The following is a 22017-nucleotide window of genomic DNA, read 5'->3' as shown; positions in this document are numbered from 1 at the left end:
ACAGATTTCGAAATCTGTCAGCTGTCATCTGTCCGTCGTCCCCCCGGCGACGCGCCCCCACCCGCCCCCGCGATCCGCGCCAGCGTCTCCAGCGCCCGAGCGAGCACCGGCAGCGGCGGCGAGGCCAGCCCGACCCGGACGGCGGACGGTGAGCGCCGGGGGTCGACGGCGAAGGCCGCCGCGGGCGTGACCGAGATCCCGGCGCGCGCCGCCTCCGCGACGAAGATCTCCGCCCGCAGGCCCGTCGGCAGCTCCCACCACAGGGAGTACGAGCGCGGGTCGGATCGCAGCCGCTGCCCCGCCAGCACCTCGCGCGCCAGCAGTTGCCGGGCCGCCGCGTCGGCCCGCTTCGCCGCCTCGACGGAGGCCAGTGTGCCGTCCCCGATCCAGCGCACCGCCGCCTCCAGCGCGAAGCCGCTCGTCGTCCACCCGCCCGAGCGCAGCGACCCCGCCACCGCCTCGCGCAGCTCCGCGGGGACGACCGCGAACCCCGTGGTCAGACCGGGGGCGAGCCGCTTGGAGAGGCTGTCCACGAGCACGGTCCGCTCCGGCGCGAGCACGGCCAGCGGCGCCAGCTCGGGCCGCAGGAAGGACCAGACGGCGTCCTCGACCACCGGCAGGCCGAGCCGCCGCAGCACCTCCACGAGCGCCACCGCCCGCTCCTGCGGCAGACTCGCCCCGAGCGGGTTCTGGAGGCGCGGCTGGACGTACAGCGCGCGCAGCGGCGCGGTCCTGTGGGCGGCCGCCACGGCGTCCGGCAGCAGCCCGTGCTCGTCGACGGCCAGCGGCACCAGCACGATGCCCAGTCGCTCCGCCACCGCCCTGACCACCGGATAGGTCAGCTCCTCCACGCCCAGCCGCTGCCCGGGCGGTACCAGTGCGGACAGCGCCCCGGCGATGGCCTGCCGCCCGTTGCCGGCGAACAGCAGTTCCTCCGCCCCGACCTCCCGGAAGCCGGTCGACACCAGCCCCGCGAACGCCCGCCGGGCAGATCCCGTCCCGGCCACGCCGACCGGCCGCAGTGCGTCGCCGAGCGCGTCCGGCCGAAGCAGCGGCGCCAGCCCGCCCGCCAGCAGCTCCGCCTGCCCTGGGACGGTGGGGTAGCTGAGCTCCAGGTCCACCGGGGAGGCGGCCGGTTCCGCGAGCGCCACGCGGCCGCCGTCCGCCGCGCGCCCGGCCCGGACGAAGGTGCCGCGTCCGACCTCGCCGACGGTCAGTCCGCGTCGGGCGAGTTCCTGGTAGACGCGTCCGGCCGTCGAGGCGGCGATGCCCCGGCTGCGGGCGAACGCGCGCTGGGTGGGCAGCTGATGGCCCGGCCGCAGCCGCCCGTCCGCGATGTCGGCGGCGATCCGGTCGGCGATCAGGCGGTAGTCGTCCATCGGCGGTCGGCCCTCCCGTGGTCCTTCGTAGAGCGTGGATGGCATGCATGGAGTGCACGGGGTGGGCGGCCCGGACGGCGTCAAGGGCCAGGGGCCCCGCCACTCCGCCACATTGCACCGAGTGCAAAGTCATCATTGCATTGAGGGGATTGCCCGCCCTAGCCTCCTCGCATGGACACGTTGACATCCGCCGTGGACGGCCACGCCGTGCTCGGGATCGCCGCCGTGGCACTGGGCATGGTGCTGTCGCCGGGGCCCAACATGATCTACCTGGTCTCGCGCTCGATCGCGCAGGGCCGCCGCGCCGGGCTGGTCTCGCTGACCGGGGTCGCGACCGGCTTCCTGGTCTACCTGGTCGCGGTGACGGCGGGGGTGGCCGCGGTGTTCTCGGTGGTGCCGGCCCTCTACACCGCGATCAAGCTGGCCGGCGCCGGGTACCTGCTCTGGCTGGCCTGGCAGGCGGTCAAGCCGGGCGGTACGGCGGTCTTCGCCCCGCGGCAGCTGCCGCCGGACCCGCCGCGCCGGCTGTTCGCGATGGGCTTCCTGACCTGCCTGCTCAACCCCAAGATCGCCATCATGTACATCTCGCTGCTGCCCCAGTTCGTGGCGCCGGAGCGCGGTCACGTCGCCGCGCAGAGCCTGGTGCTGGGCCTGACCCAGATCGCGATCGCGGTCACCGTCAACGGCCTGATCGCGGTGAGCGCGGGCGGCATCGCGGCCTTCCTCAACCGCCGCCCCGGCTGGCTGCGGATCCAGCGCTACGCGATGGGCACCGTCCTGGCCGGCCTCGCCGTGCACATCGCCGCCGACCGCGCCAAGGCCGTCGCGGTCTGAGGCCGCGGCGGTCGGGACGATCAGTCAGCAGGGCAGGCCACCCGCAGCAGCTCGTACCCGGCCTGGATGAATCGCCCGTCCAGCGCCGGTGGGGTGCTGGCCAGTGCCGCCACCGCCGTCGAGCCCTTGGACGAGAACCCCACGAAGGTGGTGAACGCCCGGGTGCCGCCGGAGTGGAAGTAGAGGTCCCGGCCGCCCGAGTGGCGGTGCATCCAGACCAGGCCGAGCCGGTCCGTCGAGCGTGGCAGCCGCAGCCGCAACCGCTGGACCTCCCGCAGGGCGGTTCCCAACTCTCCTGCGCCGCCGTCGACATGAGCCCGCAGGTAGCGCAGCAGATCGGCCCCGGAGGAGCGTACGGCACCCGCCCCCGGAAGTCCGGGGATGCTCCAGGGCGGTAGCTCCCGTCCGTGCCGGTATCCGACGGCCTGGCCGGGAGCGTCCGCGGCGCAGGTCGTGGAACGCAGCCCGAGCGGTCGGCAGACCCGTTCGGCGAGCAGGTCCCCGTACGGCAGCCCGCCCGCTTCGGCGAGCGTCCGCCCGAGCAGTCCGACCCCGTAGTTGGAGTATCCGTACCGGCTGCCGGGCCTGCTGCGTACGGTCGTTCGGGCGAGGCCGGTTCTCAAGTCGTCCTCACCGAACGCGGCGTAGGGGTTGCTGAACCAGGCGGGAACGGCCCCCACGCGCATTCCGGGGGGAAGCCGGGGCAGGCCCGAGGTGTGGGTGGCCAGGTGCAGCAGGCGGATCGGTTCGGGCGAACGGACGGCCGCCGGGCGCCAGCAGCGCGGCAGGCGGCTCTCCACCGGGTCGTCCAGGGCGAGTTCACCGCGTACGGCCATCGTGGCCAGCAGCAGAGCGGTGAACGTCTTGCTCACCGAACCGAGTTCGAAGACGGTGTCCGGCGTGCACGGCGGCGCGCCCGCCCCGCGCCTGAGCCGCCCGAAGCACCGGATCTCCTCGTGGTCCCCGCGTGCGACGGCCACCGTCACGGCGGTGGCGTTGGGCTCGGCCGCCCGCACCACCGCCGTGACGGCCTGGTCGACGAGGTCGTTCACGCGACCGCCGCGGGGCTGCCGCCGAGCGCCCGGGAGAGCATGACCGTCGCGGCCACGACCGCGACCACCGCGGTGTGCTCGTGCGCGCGGATGGCCGACTCCGGGTCGTCCTCGATCGGTTCGGTGTCCCGGGGCACCAGCCCGTCGGCCCGTTGCGCCGCGGCCAGGGCCTCCCAGCCGGACCGTCCGGTGGCCGGTTCCCCGATGCACGCGTCGACGATCAGCAGCTCGCCGACCAGGTCCCACTGGCCGATCTCCAGCCAGATGTCGAGCCAGACCGGCAGCCAGTCGTTCAGGTAGTCCCGCATCGGCTCGGGCAGATCCCCGGGCCGGGCGCCCCAGTCGGTGAGGTGGAAGACGGTGTGGGTGGCCTGGTAGGCGGTCGTCCAGGCGACGGTCCAGGGTTCGGGGAGCGCGCCGAGCCAGGTGCCGGCGGCGAGCGCGGGCCAGTCCGGCCGGGGGCTGAGCCCGATGATCCGCCGGGCGTTCGCCATGGCGAGCATCCGGCTGCCCGGGATCTCGACGGCGTGCACGGCCCGCAGCTTGCCGAGCGATTCGAGCAGTTCCTCCAGCGCGGCGTGCCGGTAGCCGATCCGGGCGAAGTGCGCGTACGTCTCCAGCGGATCGGTGACGGTGACGTGCCGCAGTTGCCGCTCGTACAGCAGATCGCCCTCGCGCAGCTGGCTCCAGGCGACGTCGAGCATCTCGCGTGCGATGCGGACGTCCCGCGGCCCGGCGACGCCGTTGCGCAGGACCAGGGAGGAGGCCATCGCGGCCTCGCAGAGCGGCTTGTAGACGTCGTTCGGTTCGGAGAGGTCGATGATGGTGCTGTCCTCGAGCCTGCCGTAGCCGCCCTTGTAGCAGGCGTGCAGCCAGGACAGCGCACGGCTGCCGAGCTGTTGGGCGGTGGCGAGCACCTGGGTGTCGGTCATGCCGTCCCCTCCAGCAGCCGCTCGGCGATGGCGAGGTCCAGCCGGTTACGGGCGCCGACGCCGATCAGTCGGATCCGGTCCAGGGCCGGCTCGATCTCGATCCGCGGCGGTCGGCCCTCGGCGTCCGCCCAGGCGAGCCAGCGGGCGAGCCGTGCGGCGGTGGTGAAGTCCTGCCGGAGCATGGAGCGGACGGTGCCGCGAGCGAGGCCCAGGGTGTCGGCCCTGGCGGCGTCGTGCACCGGTCCGTCCAGTCCGGGCAGTGCGAGTGCGGACAGCTGTGCCATCCGCACCGACCAGGACTGCCAGCCCAGGTCGGCCGGTCCCGGCAGCGGAGCGGGAGAGGGCGGGGCAGCGGACGGCGACGCGGTCGACGCCCCCCCGTACGGTGTACGGGCGAGCACCCGGTCGGCCGCCCAGTCCTGCCAGGCGATCACCAGCGCGCCCTCGGCGGTGGCCGCGGGTGCGGGAAGGGCCCGCCGGGCCTCGGCGAGCAGTGCGGCGGTGGGGTCGTCGGGCTCGGTCCCGGCGAGCAGTTGCGGGGCGAGGAGGTCGGCTCCGAGCACGCGCACCGCGGCCAGCAGCGGGCGGGGTACGGCTGTGTCCGGATCCGCGAGTGCGGCTGCATCCTCGCCGTCCCGGAGGACGGCGAGGATCCGGCCCGCCACCCGTTCGACCGCCGCGGCGTACTCGTCACGGAGAGGGGTCTCGGCGAATGGCATGGTGGTGAGGTCCTCCTTCAGGAGGTTCGGCGTGGGCGCGGGGCCCGGTGCGGCCGGGGGTCCGGCTACCGGGTCGGCTTCTCCTTCGGTCCCTTCGGGGAGAGGAGGATCAGGCCGAGCAGGAGCAGGAGTCCTGCCGCCTCGGGCGAGTACGTGGGCGCGTCGGACACGACGGCCTCGTCCTCCACCATCAGGCTCGCGAGTGTCTCGGCTTCGAGCGTCGCGCTGTGTGACGTCGAAGCGGATTCGGTCCGGAACTGAGTAAGCATCAGATATGCCTCCTCAAGTGGAATTTCACCGCCCGGTCGGACGATGCCCCTTCTCGACATTACGAGCACCTGGGGGGACCTGCATCCGCAGGCCGCTGAGCTGCGACGTCGCCCTGGGTGCGGGTGCCGGTGCACTGGGTGGGTACGGTCGGGGGCATGACTACCGCCTTGATCACCGGCGCGACCGCCGGCATCGGAGCCGCCTTCGCCCACCGGCTCGCCCGCAGCGGCTACCAGCTCGTCCTGGTGGCCAGGGACACCGGGCGCCTGGAGCGCGCCGCCGTCGACCTGAACAACAGGTACGGGATCGAGGCGGAGGTGCTGACCGCCGACCTCGCGACCGACGAGGGCATCGCCGCCGTGGAGGCCAGGCTCGCCGACTCCGCCCGCCCGGTGGACCTCCTGGTCAACAACGCGGGCTTCGGCAACAAGGGGGCCTTCGGGACCGTCCCGCTCCAGGACGAACTGGACATGCTGAAGGTGCACATCGAGGCGATCCTGCGGCTGACCACGGCCGCCCTGCCGGGCATGCGGGAGCGCGGCCGCGGCGCGATCGTCAACGTCGCCTCGGTGGCCGCCTTCCTGCCGCGCGGCACGTACGGCGCGAGCAAGGCCTGGGTGGTCAGCTTCACCCAGGGCGTGATGCGCGACCTCGGCGGTACGGGCGTGCGGATGATGGCGCTGTGCCCGGGCTTCACCCGGACCGAGTTCCACCAGCGGGCCGGTATGGGCACCGGCAACATCCCGTCCTGGTCCTGGCTGTCCGCGGAGCGGGTGGTGAACGAGGCGATGCGCGACCTGGCCCGCGGCCGGTCGGTGTCCGTGCCGGGCAAGCGGTACAAGGCGGCCGTGGCGATCGCCCGGGTGCTGCCGTCCGGCAAGCTCGGCGGGCTCTCCTCCAAGGCGGCGCGCAGCTACCGGACCGACTGAGGCCGGGGCGTCGGGACGGGGGTGCCGGGAGGCGGGGCGGCGTCGGGGTCGGGGTCGCAGGGTGACGGCCGGGGCGGCAGAGTGGCGGCCGGGGCGGCAGAGTGGCGGCCGGGGCGGCCGGGTTCGGTGTGGCAGAGGAATAGAGTAACCCTCACTATTAGCTTGTCTAACTATGAGCTATCCTCGCTATGCTGACCCGCGTCCCGCCGTCCGCTCCACCGTCCCACCCAGGGAGGCCCGTCCTTGAGGCCCACCGCCATCGACTGGACCCCGCCCGACCGCGCCGAGGGCGATCCCCGCCCGCCCGCCGAGTGGCGGCGCATCCTCGCGCTCTTCCACCCGTACCGGGGCCGCCTGACCACCGTCGGGCTGCTGGTCGCCGCCTCCGCGGTGGTCTCGGTCGTCTCGCCGTTCCTGCTCAAGGCCGTCCTGGACACCGCCATCCCGCAGGGCCGCACCGGGCTGCTCAGCCTGCTCGCGCTCGGGATGATCCTGACCGCCGTGGTGAACAGCATCTTCAACGTGCTGCAGACGCTGATCTCCACCACCGTCGGCCAGCGCGTGATGCACGACCTGCGTACCGCCGTCTACGGCCACCTCCAGCGGCAGTCGCTGGCCTTCTTCACCCGCACCCGCACCGGCGAGGTGCAGTCCAGGATCGCCAACGACATCGGCGGCATGCAGTCCACGGTGACCTCCACCGCGACCAGCCTGGTCTCCAACCTGACCGCGGTGGTCGCCTCCGTCGTCGCCATGGTCGCGCTCGACTGGCGGCTGACGGTCGTCTCGCTGCTGCTGCTCCCGCTGTTCGTCTGGATCAGCCGGCGGGTCGGCCAGGAGCGCAAGAAGATCACCACCGAGCGGCAGAAGCAGCTGGCCGCGATGAGCTCGGCGGTCCAGGAGTCGCTCTCGGTCAGCGGCATCCTGCTCGGCCGCACGATGGGCCGCTCCGGCTCGCTCGCCGGCGAGTTCACCGGGCAGTCCGAGCGGCTCGCCGACCTGGAGGTGCGGGCCAGCATGGCCGGGCGCTGGCGGATGAACACCATCCAGATCGTGATGGCCGCGATGCCCGCGGTGATCTACTGGGCGGCCGGCCTGACCTCCGCCGCCGGAGCGCCGATCGTCTCGGTCGGCACCCTGGTCGCCTTCGTCACCCTCCAGCAGGGCCTCTTCCGCCCGACCGTCAGCCTGCTCTCCACCGGAGTGGACGTGCAGACCTCGCTCGCGCTCTTCCAGCGCATCTTCGAGTACCTCGACCTGCCGGTGGAGATCGACGAACCGGCCGACCCGGTCACCCTGACCGGGATCCGCGGCGAGGTCGGCTTCGAGTCCGTCGACTTCCGCTACGACCCCGGGCAGGAGCGCCCGACCCTGGCCGGCGTCGACCTCAAGGTCCCGGCCGGGAGTTCACTGGCCGTGGTCGGCGAGACCGGCTCGGGCAAGACCACCCTCAGCTACCTCGTCCCGCGGCTGTACGACGTCACCGGCGGACGGGTCACCCTGGACGGGGTGGACGTGCGCGAACTGTCCTTCGACACCCTGGCCCGCGCGGTCGGCGTGGTCTCCCAGGAGACCTACCTCTTCCACGCCTCGGTCGCCGAGAACCTGCGCTTCGCCAAGCCCGGCGCCGACGACGCCGAACTGGTCGAGGCCGCCAGGGCCGCGCAGATCCACGACACCATCGCCGCCCTGCCGGACGGCTACGACACCCTGGTCGGCGAGCGCGGCTACCGCTTCTCCGGCGGTGAGAAGCAGCGCCTGGCACTCGCCAGGACGATCCTGCGCAACCCGCCGGTGCTGATCCTCGACGAAGCCACCAGCGCGCTCGACAACCGCACCGAACGCGCCGTCCAGCAGGCCGTGGACACCCTGGCCGCCGGCCGCACCACCATCACCATCGCGCACCGGCTCTCCACCGTCCGCGCCGCCGACCAGATCGCCGTCCTGGACCGCGGCGAGGTGGTCGAACTCGGCACCCACGAGGAGCTGGTGGCGCTGGACGGCCGGTACGCGGCGCTGCTGCGCCGGGAGGTACCGGAGGCCGCCGGGCAGCCGGAACCGGCGGCACTCGGGCGCGTCTGACGGACCGCGGACGCCGACTACGGACGCGACTACGGACGCGACTACGGACGTCGACTACGGACATCGGCTGCGGCCGTCGGCCCCGGCCGACGCGTACGCGGCCGGCCCGGGGTCAGGCCGCCTTCGGGGCCTCGTTGTAGCTCTCCGCGACCTCCTGGCCGGAGAGCCGCTGGATGGCCGCCATCACCTCGTCGGTCACCTGCCGACGGGCCTTCAGCGAGCGGGCCTGCCCGTGCAGCCCGTCGAAGTGCAGCGGCTCGCCGAAGCGGACCGTCACCTTCTTCAGCCGCGGCAGCCGCTTGCCCACCGGCAGGATCTGCTCCGGACCCTCCAGCGCCACCGGCACCACCGGCACACCGGCGGTCAGCGCCAGCCAGGCGACGCCCGTCTTGCCCCGGTAGAGCCGGCCGTCCAGCGAACGGGTGCCCTCGGGGTAGATGCCGAAGGCCTTTCCGTCCTCCAGGATCTCCAGCGCCGACTCCAGCGAGGCCTGGGCGGAACGGTAGGTGCCGCGCTCGACCGGCACCGCGCCGATCGCCTCGAAGAAGCCCTTGGAGAGCCGGCCCTTGAGCCCGGTGCCGGTGAAGTACTCGGCCTTGGCGAGGAAGTGGACCCGGCGCGGGGCGGTCAGCGGGATCACCACGCTGTCGATGAAGGACAGGTGGTTGCTGGCCAGGATCACCCCGCCCTTGCGCGGGACGTTCTCGATCCCCTCGATGACCGGCCGCCAGATCCCCCGCGAGACCGGTTTCAGCACCAACTTGGTGGCGAGGTCGAGCACGATTCCCTCCCTGGACGAACGACCGCCCGGGAGGAGCCCGGGCCTGCAATCAGATCCGCAGACTACGACACCCACCCCCGCGCCCGTCCACTCCCGGCGGCCGTGGCGCGCGCCACGGCCGGGTAGGGTACGGCCGTCCGAACCGAGCGACACCCCGCAGTACCCAGGAGGGCACGATGGAGACCACCGAGGCGATCAAGGCCTTTTTCGACCGCTTCGACAAGGACGGCGACGGCAGGATCACCCCGGCCGAGTACGCCCTGGCGGCCAACGAGATGGGCGACCACGACGTCACCCTCTCGATGGCCGAGGCGCTGATCCACGGCATGGACACCGACCACGACGGCGTCCTGACCTTCGAGGAGTTCCTGGCCGCCCGCCGGCGCTGAGTCCGCGCCGACGGGGCCGGTCGCCGTACCGCCGGCACCGGCCCCGTCCGGAGGCCCTGCTTCACTTCTCCGCCGGGCTGCTACGTCACAGGGCTGCTGCGTCGCGGGGCTGTTACGTCGCGGGGAAGACCCGGCGCACCACCCGCTCCGCCGCCCCGCCGTCGTCCCAGACGCAGAACTTCGCCCGGAAGCGGGACCGTGCCGCCGGTTCCGGATCGCCCGCCAGGAGCGCCCGCGCCAGCCCGTCCGGGTCCACCGTGACCGCGCCCGGCGGTTCCTCGAACAGGTCGAAGTAGACGCCGCGCTCGCGCTGGTACTCCTCCCAGTCCGGGGCGAAGATCACCACCGGCCGGTCCAGCACCGCGTAGTCGAACATCATCGACGAGTAGTCCGTCACCAGCACGTCCGCCGCGAGGTAGAGGTCCTCGACCGTCGGGTGCGCGGAGACGTCCACGATCCGCGCCGATTCCGTACCGGCCGCCGCCAGGTCGCCAGGGCCGTCGGTGTGGAAGTAGTGGGTGCGCACCAGCAGCGTGAACTCTGGGCCCAGTTGCCGGGCCAGTGCCGCCACGTCCAGCAGCGGCACGTAGCCGCCCTTGCTGCCGCGGTGGGTCGGCGCGTACAGCACCGCCCGGGTGCCGGGCCGCAGTCCGAGCCGTTCGCGCATCTCCCGGACCTCGTCCGAAGCGGCCTTCGCCAGCCGGTCGTTGCGAGGGTAGCCGGTGTCCAGCATCTCGTACCGGCCGGGGAAGGCGCGGGCGAAGTGCTTGCTGGTGTGCGGGTTGGGGGAGACCAGGAAGTCCCAGCGGTCGACGGCCGCCTGGAGCTGCTCGAAGTCCATTCCCTCGGCCGCCGCCGGGTGGTCGCGCAGGTCCATGCCCATCGCCTTGAGCGGGGTGCCGTGCTGGGTCTGGACGTGCACCGTGCCCGGCCGCTTCGACATCGTGCGGGGGAAGTTGACGTTGTTGACGAAGTACTTGGCGGTCGCCATCGCCTTCAGGTAGGCGGGGGTGTTGACGATCACGTACGGCACGCCGGGCGGCAGCGTGGCCGCCTGGGCGCGGTTCTCCACCACCCACACACCCCGGACCCGCGGGGCGAGTTCCTTCGCCTTCTCGTAGATCGCCGCCGGGCTGCACGCGTAACCGCGGTGCCAGTACGCGGCGTAGACCGCGAGGTTCTCGTCCAGCGGCAGCCGGCGGAACGCGTTGTACGCGGTGAACCGGGCGCCGCTGCGCATCCCCTTCTTCACCGCGGGCGCCACCGCCCGCGCCCCGCGCTTGAGTTCGCGCGGCAGCCGGCCGGTGCGGCGCAGCTCCGCGTAGGCGATCCGGGCGCCGCGCGCGGCCAGCCGGTACTGCACGCCGCGCACCCCGCCGGGGAAGCGGTAGTCGGCCGGGCGGTGGCGGTCGAAGTGCCGGGCGATCTTCTGGAAGAAGTCCCTGCGCAGGTCGGCGGGGACCAGCCCGGGGGTGTCGTAGACGTTCAGCGCCTGGCGGACGGTCCGGTCGAAGACCAGGGTGCGCAGCGCGTCGGGGACGGGCCGGCCGGGGCGGTCCTGTCGGTCGCCGTCGCCGTTGCCGGACCGGTCCATGAAGGCGAAGATCGCGTCGTACTGGGCGAACACGTCGGCGTGCTTGGGGGAGGCGGTGGCGGTGATCGCGCCGTCCCGGCCGCGCCGGTAGAAGTAGCAGGGGCGGTCGAGGTAGCGCAGCCGCCCGGCGGCCAGCAGTGCCGGGTAGGTGACCGAGATGTCCTCGTAGTAGCCGCGGCCGAAGGCGACGCCGAGGCCGTCCAGGAACTCGCGGCGGAACACCTTGTTCCACACCGACATCACGGTCTGGAACAGCGCCGGGTGCTCGGCCAGCGTGCAGCCCTCGACCAGCGGGGAGTCGGTCAGCACGTGACGCCAGGGGTTGGGCTCGGTCCCGCCGTCCGGGTAGACGTGGGTGAAGCCGGTGATCAGCACGTCGACGGGGGTCTCCCGGCGGCGCTCCCGCTCCAGTTCGTCGAGCAGGGCACCGACCGTCTGCTCGGGCACCCAGTCGTCGCTGTCCACGAACCAGACGTACTCGCCGCGGGCCTGTGGCAGGGCGGCGGTGCGGGCGCCGCCGAGGCCCTGGTTCTCGGTGAGGTGGAGCACCCGCAGCCGGGGGTCGCGGGCGGCGTAGGCGTCCAGGATCGCGCCGGAGCCGTCGGGGGAGAGGTCGTCGACCGCGATCACCTCGAAGCGGGTCTCCGCGGCGGGGGTGTCGCCGAGGATCGAGTCGAGGCAGCGCGGGAGATACCGCTCCACGCCGTGGACCGGGAGCACGATGCTGAGGAGGAGGGACACGCTGGCCGAGTTTACCGATCCACCGGGTGCGACCTGCGCGGACGTCCGGTGCGGACCCCGGGGGCCTCGTGGCGGGGCGCGAAGGCCCTTCGGGGTGGGCGGGTTCGCGGCGGGCCCGGAACCGCCGGTGCCGGGCCCCTCACGGGGCGGCACCGGCAGCCGGGTGGCGGTCCGGCCGACCCTCTACGGCCGACCGCCTGTCCGGGTACCGCGCGAGCCTGGCCGCCGCAGCGTCGAGGCGGCCGGGCAGTGGCTCGCGGGAACCGGAGTCCTTCATCACTCGAACACACGCTTGAGTGGGGTACGGGCACTGGCGTGTGCATCAGATATTGCTTGGAGGTTCGCCGGGAGTCAATCCCTCGATTGTGTTCACTTCCTGAAGTCGGACGTGTTCGCGCTGTCGCGAGTGCCCTGCCCAGCCCTGCCCGGGTCCGCGCAGCTTCGGCGGACGCCCCGTTGATCGTCCCGGTGATCGCTCCGGCGGCCGTTCCGGCGGCCGTTCTGGCGGTCGTTTTGTCGATGTGACGGCTGTCCCCATATAGGGGAGGCGGGCGAGGTGCGCACTGGACGTCGCCGGGGTGTTGCCGCGCGCCGGGCGCGTGCCGCGTGGACGGGTGCCGCACCCGCGCCCGCCCGCCCTGGTGACGTACGGCTGGTCGTGCACCATCATTGATGCCTAGTCGTGACCGGCCTGGTGGCCCCTGGTGCTTCGTCAGTTGACGCCGCACGATACGGTGGCACAACACCAGGGACGGTTGCGCGAAGGCCGTCCTTCACGGATAGTCTTCGCCTCACGGCCCTGGCGCCTCGTAGGGGTGGGAAAACTGATGGAACACATGCAAGTGCGGACTCGGCCTCGCGTGCCGGCGGTCCAGTGCGGTGTCGGCACGACCGGCCGCCGGATCGACCGACACCTGGCCGTGCTCGGCGCGCCCGCACTCCCGGCGGTGGACACCGCCGAGGCGCTCGGGTTGATAAGGGAGCTCACGCCGCGCGGCGCCGAGGCCCCGACGACCCGTCGCCGCCACACCAGGATCTCGCTGCTGACGCCGCTGCGTCGGCTGCGGCGGAGCCTCTTCGGCGGGCGCGGCTAGTCCGGCCGGCGCGGCACGGGTCCCTCCCCGCCGCTCTGGTCGGTTCCGACCCGGTGGACCATCCGGTCCGCCGGGTCTTCGTTGTGCCCGGGCGCCGGCGGGGCGATGCCCCGAGCCGCTCCGGGCGGCGCCGGGCGGGTGTGCCCGCCGCTCGGGGTGCTGTGGTCTGAACCTTTCACCCTATTCGAGTTCGCCCCCTCGGCAGGCCGAGTCGGCGAGGGAGTACGCCCGACCCCCTGGCCTGGGACAGGATGGCGCCATGGCGGACAACAACCACTCCACCCGGACCACCTCCGACCCGGCCACCACCTTCCAGAGCAGCAGTTTCGAGATCACCACCGGCAGCCGTGAGGTCGCGCTCGACATCACCGACCGCTGCGCCGCGTTCCTCGACGAACGGGCCGCGGGGCGCGACGGCCTGCTCAACATCTTCGTCCCGCACGCCACCGCGGGGATCGCGGTGCTGGAGACCGGCTCCGGCAGTGACGACGACTTCCTCGCCACCCTGCGCGACCTGCTCCCTCCCGATGACCGCTGGCGCCACCGGCACGGCAGCCCGGGGCACGGCAGAGACCACGTGGTGCCCGGACTGGTCGCCCCGCACGCCACCCTGCCGGTGCTCGGCGGCCAACTGGCGCTCGGCGTCTGGCAGTCGGTGGTGCTGGTCGACACCAACGGGGACAACCCGCGCCGGACCGTCCGGCTGTCCTTCCTCGGCTGAAGGCTGAAGGCTGAAGGTTGAGGGCTGACAACTGAGAGCTGGGGGCTTACGGCTGACAACTGAAGCCGGGGTCGAGGGCCGGACCCGGCGCTCGGAGCGCGGACGGCACCCCCCGACGGCGGGCAGCCCGGCGGGCGGAGTCAGCGGACGTGTGCGGCGACCGCGGCGAGGTAGCGCTCGATCGCCAGGTGCTGGCACAGCAGTGCCACCGGCCGGCCCAGCCGGGCGTACCAGGCGGACAGCCGGGAGAACGCGGTGACCTCGAACCAGACCTCGCCGTCGGCGTCCATCGACACCAGGAAGGCCTCCTCGCCGCACTCCGGGTGCCCGGGGAGGGTTCCGTAACCGAACCCGATCCGGCCCGGCTCGTCCACCGTCCACACCACCCGGCAGGGGATCACCAGCCGGGGCCACCTGCTCCCCGGAAGGTTCAGCCGCAGCAGCACCGTGTCGCCCTCCCGGGCCCGTCCTGCCGGGTGCACGGCGAAGCCGGTGCCCACCTGGCTGCCCCAGTCGAGCACGTACCGTCCGGCCCGCTCCAGCACTTCGGGACCGTGCCCCAGGTGGACCCGCCGCCGCAGGTGGGCGTAGCCGGCCGGCAGCCGTCCGCCCCCGCCCCGGGTGGCGCCCACCTCGGGGTACGACGGGGTGGTGGCGTGGGCGGCGAGCAGGCGTCGGTGCAGGTCGGTGGCCATGCCGGTCACGCTAGCCGCCGGGTGGGAGCGGTGTGGCGGCGGGGCGGGGCGGGCAGGGTTCGGCGGGCGGGCGGGCGGACGGGTGTCGGCGAACGGAGTTCAGGCGACGGCTTTCGGGCGGCAGCCGACAGGTAACGGATGTCAGACGACAGATATCAGATGACAGCTTTCAGCAAACGTTTTCTGAAATCTGTTCGCCGTCAGCCGTCAGCCGTCAGCCGTCAGCCGTCCGCCCGAGCCGGGCCGGGTGTTGCGGCAGGACGGGCATGCGGAGTAGGAAGGCGGCATGAGCGACACCGGCACCGGCACGAACGAGCAAGCGGGCGTCTGCGAACTCGCGCCCGACAGCGGGGCGGAGGCGGCGCTGCGGCACGCCCCGGAGGCGGCCGGTCCGCGTGCCGACTGCGTCCTGTGCGGCGAGCCGACCGAACTGCCCGCCGACCGGCCGGGCAGCACCCTCTGCCCGGTGTGTGCCTGGCAGCAGGCGCAGCGGATCGCCTGCTCCGGCTGATCCCCGGGCCGAACCCGGACTCACCTCGGGCCGGTCACCGGCCCGTGGTCCCCGAGCCGGCCCGACTCGATCCGGCGATCCGGCCCGATCCGGCGGACCGGCCCTACGCGTCCTCCCGGCCGGCCGGCGCCAGGGTCGATCCGTGCCTGCCCTTGCGGACCAGCAGCTGGGCGGGGATGCGGCTGCGCAGGTCCACGACGTGGCTGACGATGCCGACCGCGCGGTCCCGCTCGCGCAGGCCGTCCAGGACGTCCATGACCTCCTCCAGGGACTGCTCGTCGAGAGTGCCGAAGCCCTCGTCGATGAAGAGGGTGTCCAGCGGCATGCCGCCCGCCTCGTCGGTCACCACGTCGGCCAGGCCCAGGGCGAGGGAGAGCGAGGCGAAGAAGCTCTCGCCGCCGGAGAGGGTCGCGGTGTCCCGCTCGGTGCCCGTCCAGGCGTCGACCACCCGCAGCGCCAGCCCCGAGCGCTTGGTGCCGGTGCCCCGGTCGTCGCTGTGCACCAGGGTGTAGCGCCCGCCCGACATCCGGACCAGCCGGTCGCTGGCCGCCGCCGCGACCTGCTCCAGCCGGGCCGCCAGGACGTACGACTCCAGGCGCATCCGAAGCCGGTTCTCGGCGGAGGTGCCGGCCGCGAGCGCGGCGAGCCGGTTGAGCCGCCCGTACCGGTCCAGAGTCGGGGCCAGTTCGGCGGCGAGCCCGGCCAGCTGCCGCCCGATCGCGGCCAGCGCCTCGCAGCGCTCGCGGGCCGCCGCGTGGTTGGCGTGCGCCCGGCCGAGCCGGTCGGTGGCGGCGCCGAGCGCGGCCATGGCAGCGGACAGGTCCACCGGCGGACGGCCCGCGGCCTCGACCAGCTCCGGCAGCGCCAGTTCCCGGCGGACGGCGGCGGTCCCGGTGCGGTGCCGCTCCAGCCGGGCCTCCAGCCGCTCGCGCTCCTCGCGCGGCAGCAGCACCGCCAGGGCCGCACCGGCGTCCGGGAAGCCCGCCGCGGCGGCGGCCTTGCCCAGTTCCACCTCGGCCTCGCCGAGCCGGGCCGCCGCCTCCGCGTGGGCCCTGGCGGCGACGGCCGCGGCGGCGACCGCCTCGGTGAGCCGGGTGAGGGCCGCGGCGCGCTCGGCCACCGAGGCCGCCTCGCCCCGGGCGGCCGTCACCCGGGCGGCGAGTGTCTGCTGCTCGGTGCCGAGTGCCAGCAGCCGGTCGGACAGGACGGCGGTGCGCTCCTTCGCCCCGTGCAGTTCGTCGACCCGCCGGGCGCGGTCCTGGGACAGCCGGGCGATCTCCTGCTCGACCCGGCCGAGCGCCTCCGCGGCGTGCCGCGCCTCGCGGTGCGCGCGCTCCAGCTCGGCGAGGCCCTGGGCGAGTGCCTCCGCACCGTCCGGCCCGGCAGCGCCGGCGGCGGTGGCCTCGCGCATCCGCAGAGCGGTGAGCGCCTGGTCGGCCTCCGTCCAGACCTGCTCGGCGGTGGCCTGCGTCCGACGCGCCCGCTCCTCGTCCTCGGCGCCGACCCGGCTGCCCGGCGCGGCCTCGGCGGGCGCCGGGTGGTCGGGTGAGCCGCAGACCCGGCAGGCCTCGCCCGAGCGCAGCTGCTCGGCCAGTTCGGCGGCCATGCCGCTCAGCCGGCGGTCCCGCAGGTCCAGGCTGTGCTCGCGGGCGTCCAGCGCGGCGGTGCGCAGCGCCACCACCCTGGGCTCGGTCGCGGCGATCTCGGCGCGCAGGCCGTCGCGCTGCCGGGCCGCCCTCAGGCGGGTGGCCAACTCGGCGAGCTGCCCGTCCAGTTGCTCGACCCGGGCGGTCGCGTCCCGGGCCTCGGTGTGCTGCTGCTCCAGTCGGCCCGACTCGCCCTCGAACTCGGCCAGCCAGTCCTCGGCCTCCTCGGCCAGCTCCTCGGCGGTGCGCCGGTCATCCGTCAGGGTGCGCTGCTCGTGGGCGAGTTCGGCGCAGCGGCGTTCCTCCTCCCGGGCCGTCTCCAGCCGGACCACCTCGGCCCGCAGCCGCAGCTCGGCCCCGGCCAGCGCGGCGGCGTCGGCCCCGGCGAGGTCACGGCCCTCGCCGCCGGATCCGGCCAGTTCCTCGCGGTGCCGGCGCTCGGTCTGCTGCGCGCGCCGGAGCGACTCGGCCGCGCTCTCCCGCAGCCGCAGCGCGGACTCCACCCCGACGGCCTCCTGCGCGGCGGCCAGCCGCTGCCGGTCGGCGGCCGCGGCGGACTCGAAGCCGGCCAGCCGCTCGGCCCGCTCCACCGCCTCGCGGTGCCGGTGCTGGCGCCCGGCCAGCTCCTCCGCGGTCGCCCGGTGCTCCTGGGCGGCGCGCTGGGCCGACTCGGCGCCCGTCAGGGCGGCCTCGGCGACGGCGAGCTGCTCGGCCGCGCCACTGCGCAGCACCGCCGCCCAGCCGAGCACCCCGGCGGTCGGAGCCGCGGTCGGACCGCCGGCCTCGTCCTCGGCCGGCACCCAGCCCTCGGCGGGCTCGGCGCCGGGACCGGCCGCCTGCTCGGCCTTGCTGGCGAGGTCCCGCAGGCGGCGTCGGCCGGCCTGGACGGCGGCCTCCTGACCGCGGCGCTGCTCGGCCAGCCAGGCCTCCACGTGCTGGAAGCGTTCGGTGTCGAACAGCCGCCGCAGCAGCTTGCCGCGCTCCTCGGAGTCGGCCCTGAGGAAGCGGGCGAAGTCGCCCTGCGGCAGCAGCACCACCTGGCAGAACTGCTCCCGGTTCATGCCGACCAGCCGGTGGATCTCCTCCCCGGCCTCCTGGTGCGACTTGCTGAGCCCGCGCCAGCCGGGCGTGCCGTCGCCCGTGTCGGGGACCCACTCGCGCAGCAGGGTCTGCGCCCGCTCGACGGTGGTGCCGGTGCCGACCTTCTTCGGGCGGCGCTGCTCCGGCAGCCGGGTGATCCGCAGCCGCCGTCCGCCGAGGGTCAGCTCCAGCTCGACCGAGGTCAGCAGTTTGGGATCGGCGTGGTCGCTGCGCAGCCGGTTGGCCCGGCGCGCGCCCGGCGTCTCGCCGTAGAGGGCGAAGCAGACCGCGTCCAGCACGCTGCTCTTGCCCGCGCCCGTCGCGCCGCGCAGCAGGAACAGCCCACCGGCGGCGAGCGCGTCGAAGTCCACCGTCTCGCTGCCGGCGAACGGGCCGAAGGCGGTGACGGTGAGCCGGTGCAGCCTCATCGGGGCAGGTCCGCCTTCCGGTCGGTGGTCTCCCGGACGCGCTCGAAGCCCTCGCGCAGCCAGCCGAGCTCGTCCGCCGCCGGCTCGGCACCGGGACGGACGTGCCGCAGGAAGCCCTCGGCGATCTCCAGGTCGGCGCGGCCGCTGACCCGGGCCGCGTACGACCGGGCGGGCTCGGCATCGCCGCGATCGGGGTCGAAGAGCAGCTGGAGGGTGTGCGGGAAGCGGCGGCGCAGCCGCTCCATCGGCTCGCTCGGCCGGGCCGCGTCGGTGATCGTGGCCTGCACCCAGGACTGCTCGTGCTCGGCGTACTTCTCGTCGGTGAGCAGCGCGTCGAGGGTGTCGCGCAGGGTGGCGAGCCGGCGGGGCTCGGGGCAGGGCACGCGTTCGGCCGCCACCGAGCCGTCGGCGGCGAGGTCGACCAGCCACATGGTCTTGCGCTGGTTCACCTCGGAGAAGGAGTAGGCGAGCGGGGAGCCGCTGTAGCGCAGGTGCGGGGCGAGCGTCTGGCAGCCGTGCAGGTGGCCGAGCGCGGCGTAGTGCACCCCGTCGAAGACCGAGGCGGGCACGGAGGCGACCCCGCCGACCGCGATGTCCCGCTCGCTGTCGCTCGGCGCGCCGCCGGTGACGAAGGCGTGGGCCAGTACCACCGCCCTCGTCCCCGCCGGGCGCTCCGCGAGGTCGGCCCGGACCTGGTCCATCGCGGCCCCGAGCACCGCCGCGTGCCCGCCCTTCGCCAGCCCGAAGCGCTCGCGCACCAGCGTCGGTTCCAGGTACGGCAGCCCGTACACCGCCACCGGGCCGTGCCCGTCCGCCAGCAGGACGGGCTCGGCGCACTCGCCGGGGTCGGTGCGCAGGTGGATGCCGGCCCGCCCGATCAGCCCGGCCCCGACCCCGAGGCGGCGGGCCGAGTCGTGGTTGCCGCTGATGAAGACCGTCGGCACGCCGAGGTCCGCCAGCCGGTGCAGCACGTCGTCGAACAGCGCGACCGCTTCCAGCCCGGGCAGCGCCCGGTCGTACACGTCCCCGGCGACCAGCACGGCGTCCACGCCCTCGGACCGGACCACTGCCACCAGGTGGTCCAGGAAGGCGCGCTGGGCGTCGTGCAGGCTCTCCCGGTGGAACGAACGCCCGAGATGCCAGTCGGAGGTATGCAGCAGTCGCATGGTTCCCGACCCTAACCCGCGCTACTGACAATCCCGCCCGGCCCTGTGGAACCACGGGCACCAGGGGCTCCCTGAAGGGGGATCGTGACTCCGTTCGTGGCGGGTGCCATCGGTGCGCCGCCGGTCGGCCGGGAGGCTGTCAGGGGTGGCTCGGACGGGAGGCAGCCAGGGCGGCGCCGAGCTGTTCGATTACCAGGGGTGCATTGTCAGTGGCTCTGTGTATGTTCCTCGACGTCGGCCGACCGCCGGCCGGGGCGGACGGCATGGTCCCGGTACGGGGCGGCCGGCGCGAGGAAGCGACCGGAGGAGGAGCCATGGCTGTTGTGCGGGAGTGGGTGTGCGAGGCGCTGTGCGTGGCGGCGGGGCGGCCGTCGCGGGGGCACCGGCGGGTGCTGGTGCGGGCCGGGCGGAGGCCGGGTGGAGGTGTCGGCGGGGAGTCGGCCGGTGGGCCCGGCGGGGCGGTGCCGCCGGGCGGCGGGCGGCCGTCTGGTGCGCGTGCCGGAGGGGGCGGGTCCTGGGCCCGGCACGGCGGGCGGGTCCGGGGTGCGCCGCCGCCCCAGCCGGTGGCGGTGGCCCTGGCCGTCGACGCCGGGGACTTCGCCGGGCTGGCGCGGTACGGGCTGTTCGGCGGGCTCGGGCACGAGGCCTACCTGCGGCGGGCGGAGGAGCAGCTGACGGCCCTGCACCGGCAGGGGCTGGAGGTGCACCTGCGGGTCCTGGAGACGGGCGACTTCGAGGACTACTGCGAGGCGCTCGGCCTCGATCCCCGGGCACCCGCGGCCCGGGTCGCCTACGCGGGCGATCCGGAGCTGGCCGGGGAGCCGTTCGTCTACGCGGGCGAGCGGCTGGCCGAACTGCTCCCGGTGCTGCTGGACGACCACCGGGCGCGGGTGCGGATGTCCGTGGCCTGCGCGGCCCTGCTGGACGCCGTCGGAGTGGACGGGGCCGGGCAGCACCGGATGGCGACGGTGATGCGGTACGTGACGTCCGTCTACCTGGCGCTGGCCGAGGGCGCGGGGGAGGGGTGCCACCTGCTGACGCTGCGCTGCCACGGTCCGGAGGACGGGGAGGAGCTCACCTCGGCGGTGGACGTCTGTGTCGAGGAGGGGCGGCTCCACCCCGCAGGGCGGGACGCCGAGGCGTTCTGCGTCACGCTGGCGGCGGGTGTGGCCTCCGGCGGTGAGGGGGCCTTGCTGCTGCACGGTGACCCGTCGGCGGGCGTGCCGGCCGACGGCCACGTCGACAGCGGGGCCGCCGGGCAGGCCGGTGGCCGCACCGCCCCGGCCGCCGGTGCCGGGCCGCGGCCGCCGGTGCGCGGCTGGGCGCTGAGCGGCGGGCGGCTGCGCCCGATGACCGCGCACCAGGTGTTCGACGAGCTGGCCGACGACGCCGCGCGGGGGCTGCCCTTCCCGCCCGGAGTGGACCCGCGGCCGGGCTTCCCGCTGCCAGGACTCCCGGCCGCCGGGGAAGGGGGTGGGCCGCTGGGGTGAGGGGGTGATCAGGGCGTTCACCCCCTCCGCGTCCACCATGCGGCGCTGGGGACTGTTCATCGACCGCGTGTTCGGGGAAGATTCGGAGAAGATCAACAGCAGGAGCGCGCGGTACCCCACGTCGCCGCTCCGGCCGCTCCGCTCCGTACCGCGCCATGCAGGTCCTCCCCGCGCACCGCCGGTCCGGCGAAGCCCGACAGCGAGAGGGGGACGGATGAGCGAGCGGAGCGAGCTCGGCGCCAGGGGGTACGGCCGGGCGGGTGCCCCCGCCGAGCGCCGCGGGGCGGGAGCATGAGCCCGATCGAGTACAGCGAGGAGATCGCCGAACTGCTCGGGAAGGTGCGGCGGCGCCCCACGGCGGGCTGGCCGTGGCGCCCGGGCGAGCTGGTGCCGGACGGGCTGCCGACGAAGCAGTCCTGGGGGTGGCTGTTCGCTCCGGACGGGCGGGTGCTGACGCTGGTCAACCCCAGGGACGGGATCTGCTCGCTGCCCGGTGGCTCGCTGGAGCCGGAGGACGGCGGCGACCCGGCGGCCGCCCTGGCCAGGGAGGCCGCCGAGGAGGCGCAGGCCGTGATCGGCCGGCCGTACTACCTCGGCTACCTCTACGACCGGGTCGGCTCGGCCAACGGCGGGCACGAGTGCGCGCGGGTCCGGATGGCGGCGGCGCTGCGGGCGGTCGGTCCGAGCGTGCCCGACCCGGCCTCGGGCCGGCACTACCGGCGGCTGCTGGTCGCGCCGGGCCTCGCCGTCGAGCTGCTCGGCTGGGGCCTGCCCGGGCTGCGCCAGGCCCGGGTCGCGGTCGCCACCGCCGTCCGGTGGCTCGGTGTGCCCGAGGCCGCGAACGAGGCGATCGAGGAACTGCCGGTCGAGGGCTGCACGGTTTCCCAGGGCGCCGTGTACCGGGGTGCCCTGCACCCCGGTGGCGGCCACCCCGGCGTCCGGGGCTGACCGCGCCACGATGTCCGGTGCTGACCGCACTCCGATGCCCGGCACCGACCGCGCGGCCCACTCGGGTTGAGCCACCCCGGTGGCCGGAGCCGACCGTGTCCCGACGTTCGGGACCGACCGCGCGCTGGGGCTCAGGGCTGGTCGCCCCGGCTTCCGGGGCAGACCGCGCGCTGCTCCGTACGTCCGAACGGCGCCCGGCATGCCGTCCTGAAGGCCGTTCACATCTGTCACCCGGGTCCGATCGGCCACACCGGTGAATTCCGTCCGGTGCCGTCGACGCGGTCGATGACCTTTTCGGCCCACCTTCTGACGCCCCCTGAGGCATGTCATCCGCCCCCCCTGTGTCGGCCGGCACCCTCGTCGAATCCGAACCGGCGATGGACGGGCGGCGACCCCCCGCTTGTCCTGCGCGGAATTTCCGCAAGTTGCCGGTCTACGCGCGCTGCACTACGCGCGTCACCCCGCACCCGCTCTGACCAGCGCGAAATGACGGATTGTCGGCGGCAGTTCATCTCTGAGCTGTCAGACGTCCCGTC

19 protein-coding genes are annotated in these 22017 nt (G+C 74.3%); 9 read left to right on the top strand and 10 right to left on the bottom strand.

Annotated elements, in window-relative coordinates; all coding sequences use genetic code 11:
* Window positions 1-17 precede the first annotated feature (17 nt).
* Window positions 18-1379: a PLP-dependent aminotransferase family protein gene (locus ACIQOW_RS24120; RefSeq protein ID WP_401088193.1), complete on the bottom strand. Its 1362-nt coding sequence runs from the start codon at window positions 1377-1379 to the stop codon at window positions 18-20.
* 171 nt (window positions 1380-1550) lie between these two features.
* Between ACIQOW_RS24120 and ACIQOW_RS24115 the strand changes: the two genes are divergently transcribed.
* Window positions 1551-2213: a LysE family translocator gene (locus ACIQOW_RS24115; protein WP_401088141.1), complete on the top strand. Its 663-nt coding sequence runs from the start codon at window positions 1551-1553 to the stop codon at window positions 2211-2213.
* Between the two features lie 20 nt (window positions 2214-2233).
* On the opposite strand, the gene ACIQOW_RS24110 is transcribed toward ACIQOW_RS24115, so the two are convergent.
* The 4 genes from ACIQOW_RS24110 to ACIQOW_RS24095 form a co-directional block, all read right to left on the bottom strand.
* Complete coding sequence (locus ACIQOW_RS24110) at window positions 2234-3265, bottom strand: serine hydrolase domain-containing protein (protein ID WP_401088139.1); 1032 nt, start codon at window positions 3263-3265, stop codon at window positions 2234-2236.
* Window positions 3262-4197 (bottom strand): DUF6895 family protein, encoded by a 936-nt coding sequence (locus ACIQOW_RS24105; protein WP_401088137.1) that lies wholly within the window; start codon window positions 4195-4197, stop codon window positions 3262-3264. The genes ACIQOW_RS24110 and ACIQOW_RS24105 overlap by 4 nt, the downstream gene beginning before the upstream one ends.
* Window positions 4194-4916, bottom strand: coding sequence for a hypothetical protein (locus ACIQOW_RS24100; RefSeq protein ID WP_401088135.1), 723 nt, complete (start codon window positions 4914-4916; stop codon window positions 4194-4196). Before ACIQOW_RS24100 ends, ACIQOW_RS24105 begins: the two co-directional genes overlap by 4 nt.
* A gap of 65 nt (window positions 4917-4981) precedes the next feature.
* Complete coding sequence (locus tag ACIQOW_RS24095; protein WP_401088133.1) at window positions 4982-5185, bottom strand: hypothetical protein; 204 nt, start codon at window positions 5183-5185, stop codon at window positions 4982-4984.
* A gap of 156 nt (window positions 5186-5341) precedes the next feature.
* On the opposite strand from ACIQOW_RS24095, the gene ACIQOW_RS24090 reads away from it, so the two are divergent.
* Both ACIQOW_RS24090 and ACIQOW_RS24085 read left to right on the top strand, forming a co-directional pair.
* Window positions 5342-6115 (top strand): SDR family oxidoreductase, encoded by a 774-nt coding sequence (locus ACIQOW_RS24090; RefSeq protein ID WP_188298122.1) that lies wholly within the window; start codon window positions 5342-5344, stop codon window positions 6113-6115.
* A gap of 243 nt (window positions 6116-6358) precedes the next feature.
* Window positions 6359-8197, top strand: a complete 1839-nt coding sequence (locus ACIQOW_RS24085) for an ABC transporter ATP-binding protein (protein ID WP_401088131.1) — start codon at window positions 6359-6361, stop codon at window positions 8195-8197.
* Between the two features lie 112 nt (window positions 8198-8309).
* Here ACIQOW_RS24085 and ACIQOW_RS24080 read toward each other — a convergent pair whose 3' ends face one another.
* Window positions 8310-8978, bottom strand: coding sequence for a lysophospholipid acyltransferase family protein (locus ACIQOW_RS24080; RefSeq protein ID WP_401088129.1), 669 nt, complete (start codon window positions 8976-8978; stop codon window positions 8310-8312).
* 176 nt (window positions 8979-9154) lie between these two features.
* On the opposite strand from ACIQOW_RS24080, the gene ACIQOW_RS24075 reads away from it, so the two are divergent.
* A complete protein-coding gene (locus tag ACIQOW_RS24075; protein WP_401088126.1) occupies window positions 9155-9367 on the top strand; it encodes an EF-hand domain-containing protein in 213 nt (70 codons plus the stop codon).
* A 112-nt stretch (window positions 9368-9479) separates the two neighbouring features.
* On the opposite strand, the gene ACIQOW_RS24070 is transcribed toward ACIQOW_RS24075, so the two are convergent.
* Window positions 9480-11702: a CDP-glycerol glycerophosphotransferase family protein gene (locus ACIQOW_RS24070; RefSeq protein WP_401088123.1), complete on the bottom strand. Its 2223-nt coding sequence runs from the start codon at window positions 11700-11702 to the stop codon at window positions 9480-9482.
* Between the two features lie 827 nt (window positions 11703-12529).
* On the opposite strand from ACIQOW_RS24070, the gene ACIQOW_RS24065 reads away from it, so the two are divergent.
* Both ACIQOW_RS24065 and ACIQOW_RS24060 read left to right on the top strand, forming a co-directional pair.
* On the top strand, window positions 12530-12796 hold the full coding sequence (locus ACIQOW_RS24065; protein ID WP_188298127.1) for a hypothetical protein: 267 nt from the start codon (window positions 12530-12532) through the stop codon (window positions 12794-12796).
* A gap of 259 nt (window positions 12797-13055) precedes the next feature.
* The gene (locus tag ACIQOW_RS24060) at window positions 13056-13517 is read left to right on the top strand and encodes a YjbQ family protein (RefSeq protein ID WP_401088120.1); all 462 of its coding nucleotides are present in this window, start codon (window positions 13056-13058) and stop codon (window positions 13515-13517) included.
* Window positions 13518-13657: 140 nt separating this feature from the next.
* Here ACIQOW_RS24060 and ACIQOW_RS24055 read toward each other — a convergent pair whose 3' ends face one another.
* Window positions 13658-14212 (bottom strand): DUF1990 family protein, encoded by a 555-nt coding sequence (locus tag ACIQOW_RS24055; protein ID WP_401088118.1) that lies wholly within the window; start codon window positions 14210-14212, stop codon window positions 13658-13660.
* Between the two features lie 286 nt (window positions 14213-14498).
* Here ACIQOW_RS24055 and ACIQOW_RS24050 point away from each other — a divergent pair, with 286 nt between their 5' ends.
* Window positions 14499-14723 (top strand): hypothetical protein, encoded by a 225-nt coding sequence (locus ACIQOW_RS24050; RefSeq protein ID WP_401088116.1) that lies wholly within the window; start codon window positions 14499-14501, stop codon window positions 14721-14723.
* A 103-nt stretch (window positions 14724-14826) separates the two neighbouring features.
* On the opposite strand, the gene ACIQOW_RS24045 is transcribed toward ACIQOW_RS24050, so the two are convergent.
* On the bottom strand, window positions 14827-17877 hold the full coding sequence (locus ACIQOW_RS24045) for an AAA family ATPase (protein WP_401088114.1): 3051 nt from the start codon (window positions 17875-17877) through the stop codon (window positions 14827-14829).
* Complete coding sequence (locus tag ACIQOW_RS24040; RefSeq protein ID WP_401088112.1) at window positions 17874-19043, bottom strand: exonuclease SbcCD subunit D; 1170 nt, start codon at window positions 19041-19043, stop codon at window positions 17874-17876. Before ACIQOW_RS24040 ends, ACIQOW_RS24045 begins: the two co-directional genes overlap by 4 nt.
* A gap of 569 nt (window positions 19044-19612) precedes the next feature.
* Between ACIQOW_RS24040 and ACIQOW_RS24035 the strand changes: the two genes are divergently transcribed.
* Both ACIQOW_RS24035 and ACIQOW_RS24030 read left to right on the top strand, forming a co-directional pair.
* On the top strand, window positions 19613-20533 hold the full coding sequence (locus ACIQOW_RS24035; RefSeq protein WP_401088110.1) for a hypothetical protein: 921 nt from the start codon (window positions 19613-19615) through the stop codon (window positions 20531-20533).
* Window positions 20534-20824: 291 nt separating this feature from the next.
* Window positions 20825-21481: an NUDIX domain-containing protein gene (locus ACIQOW_RS24030; RefSeq protein ID WP_401088108.1), complete on the top strand. Its 657-nt coding sequence runs from the start codon at window positions 20825-20827 to the stop codon at window positions 21479-21481.
* Window positions 21482-22017 lie beyond the last annotated feature (536 nt).

Source organism: Kitasatospora sp. NPDC091335, assembly GCF_044757205.1.
Classification (GTDB): domain Bacteria; phylum Actinomycetota; class Actinomycetes; order Streptomycetales; family Streptomycetaceae; genus Kitasatospora.
The sequence above is the reverse complement of the archived record's forward strand: the minus strand, read 5'-3'. Positions and strand labels throughout refer to the sequence as shown.

Bases quoted from the DNA above. Each gene is read 5' to 3' on its own strand.
- ACIQOW_RS24120 (WP_401088193.1), bottom strand. From the start codon at position 1,379: ATGGACGACTACCGCCTGATCGCCGACCGGATCGCCGCCGACATCGCG.
- ACIQOW_RS24115 (WP_401088141.1), top strand. From the start codon at position 1,551: ATGGACACGTTGACATCCGCCGTGGACGGCCACGCCGTGCTCGGGATC.
- ACIQOW_RS24105 (WP_401088137.1), bottom strand. From the start codon at position 4,197: ATGACCGACACCCAGGTGCTCGCCACCGCCCAACAGCTCGGCAGCCGT.
- ACIQOW_RS24100 (WP_401088135.1), bottom strand. From the start codon at position 4,916: ATGCCATTCGCCGAGACCCCTCTCCGTGACGAGTACGCCGCGGCGGTC.
- ACIQOW_RS24095 (WP_401088133.1), bottom strand. From the start codon at position 5,185: ATGCTTACTCAGTTCCGGACCGAATCCGCTTCGACGTCACACAGCGCG.
- ACIQOW_RS24090 (WP_188298122.1), top strand. From the start codon at position 5,342: ATGACTACCGCCTTGATCACCGGCGCGACCGCCGGCATCGGAGCCGCC.
- ACIQOW_RS24075 (WP_401088126.1), top strand. From the start codon at position 9,155: ATGGAGACCACCGAGGCGATCAAGGCCTTTTTCGACCGCTTCGACAAG.
- ACIQOW_RS24065 (WP_188298127.1), top strand. From the start codon at position 12,530: ATGGAACACATGCAAGTGCGGACTCGGCCTCGCGTGCCGGCGGTCCAG.
- ACIQOW_RS24060 (WP_401088120.1), top strand. From the start codon at position 13,056: ATGGCGGACAACAACCACTCCACCCGGACCACCTCCGACCCGGCCACC.
- ACIQOW_RS24055 (WP_401088118.1), bottom strand. From the start codon at position 14,212: ATGGCCACCGACCTGCACCGACGCCTGCTCGCCGCCCACGCCACCACC.
- ACIQOW_RS24050 (WP_401088116.1), top strand. From the start codon at position 14,499: ATGAGCGACACCGGCACCGGCACGAACGAGCAAGCGGGCGTCTGCGAA.
- ACIQOW_RS24045 (WP_401088114.1), bottom strand. From the start codon at position 17,877: ATGAGGCTGCACCGGCTCACCGTCACCGCCTTCGGCCCGTTCGCCGGC.
- ACIQOW_RS24040 (WP_401088112.1), bottom strand. From the start codon at position 19,043: ATGCGACTGCTGCATACCTCCGACTGGCATCTCGGGCGTTCGTTCCAC.
- ACIQOW_RS24030 (WP_401088108.1), top strand. From the start codon at position 20,825: ATGAGCCCGATCGAGTACAGCGAGGAGATCGCCGAACTGCTCGGGAAG.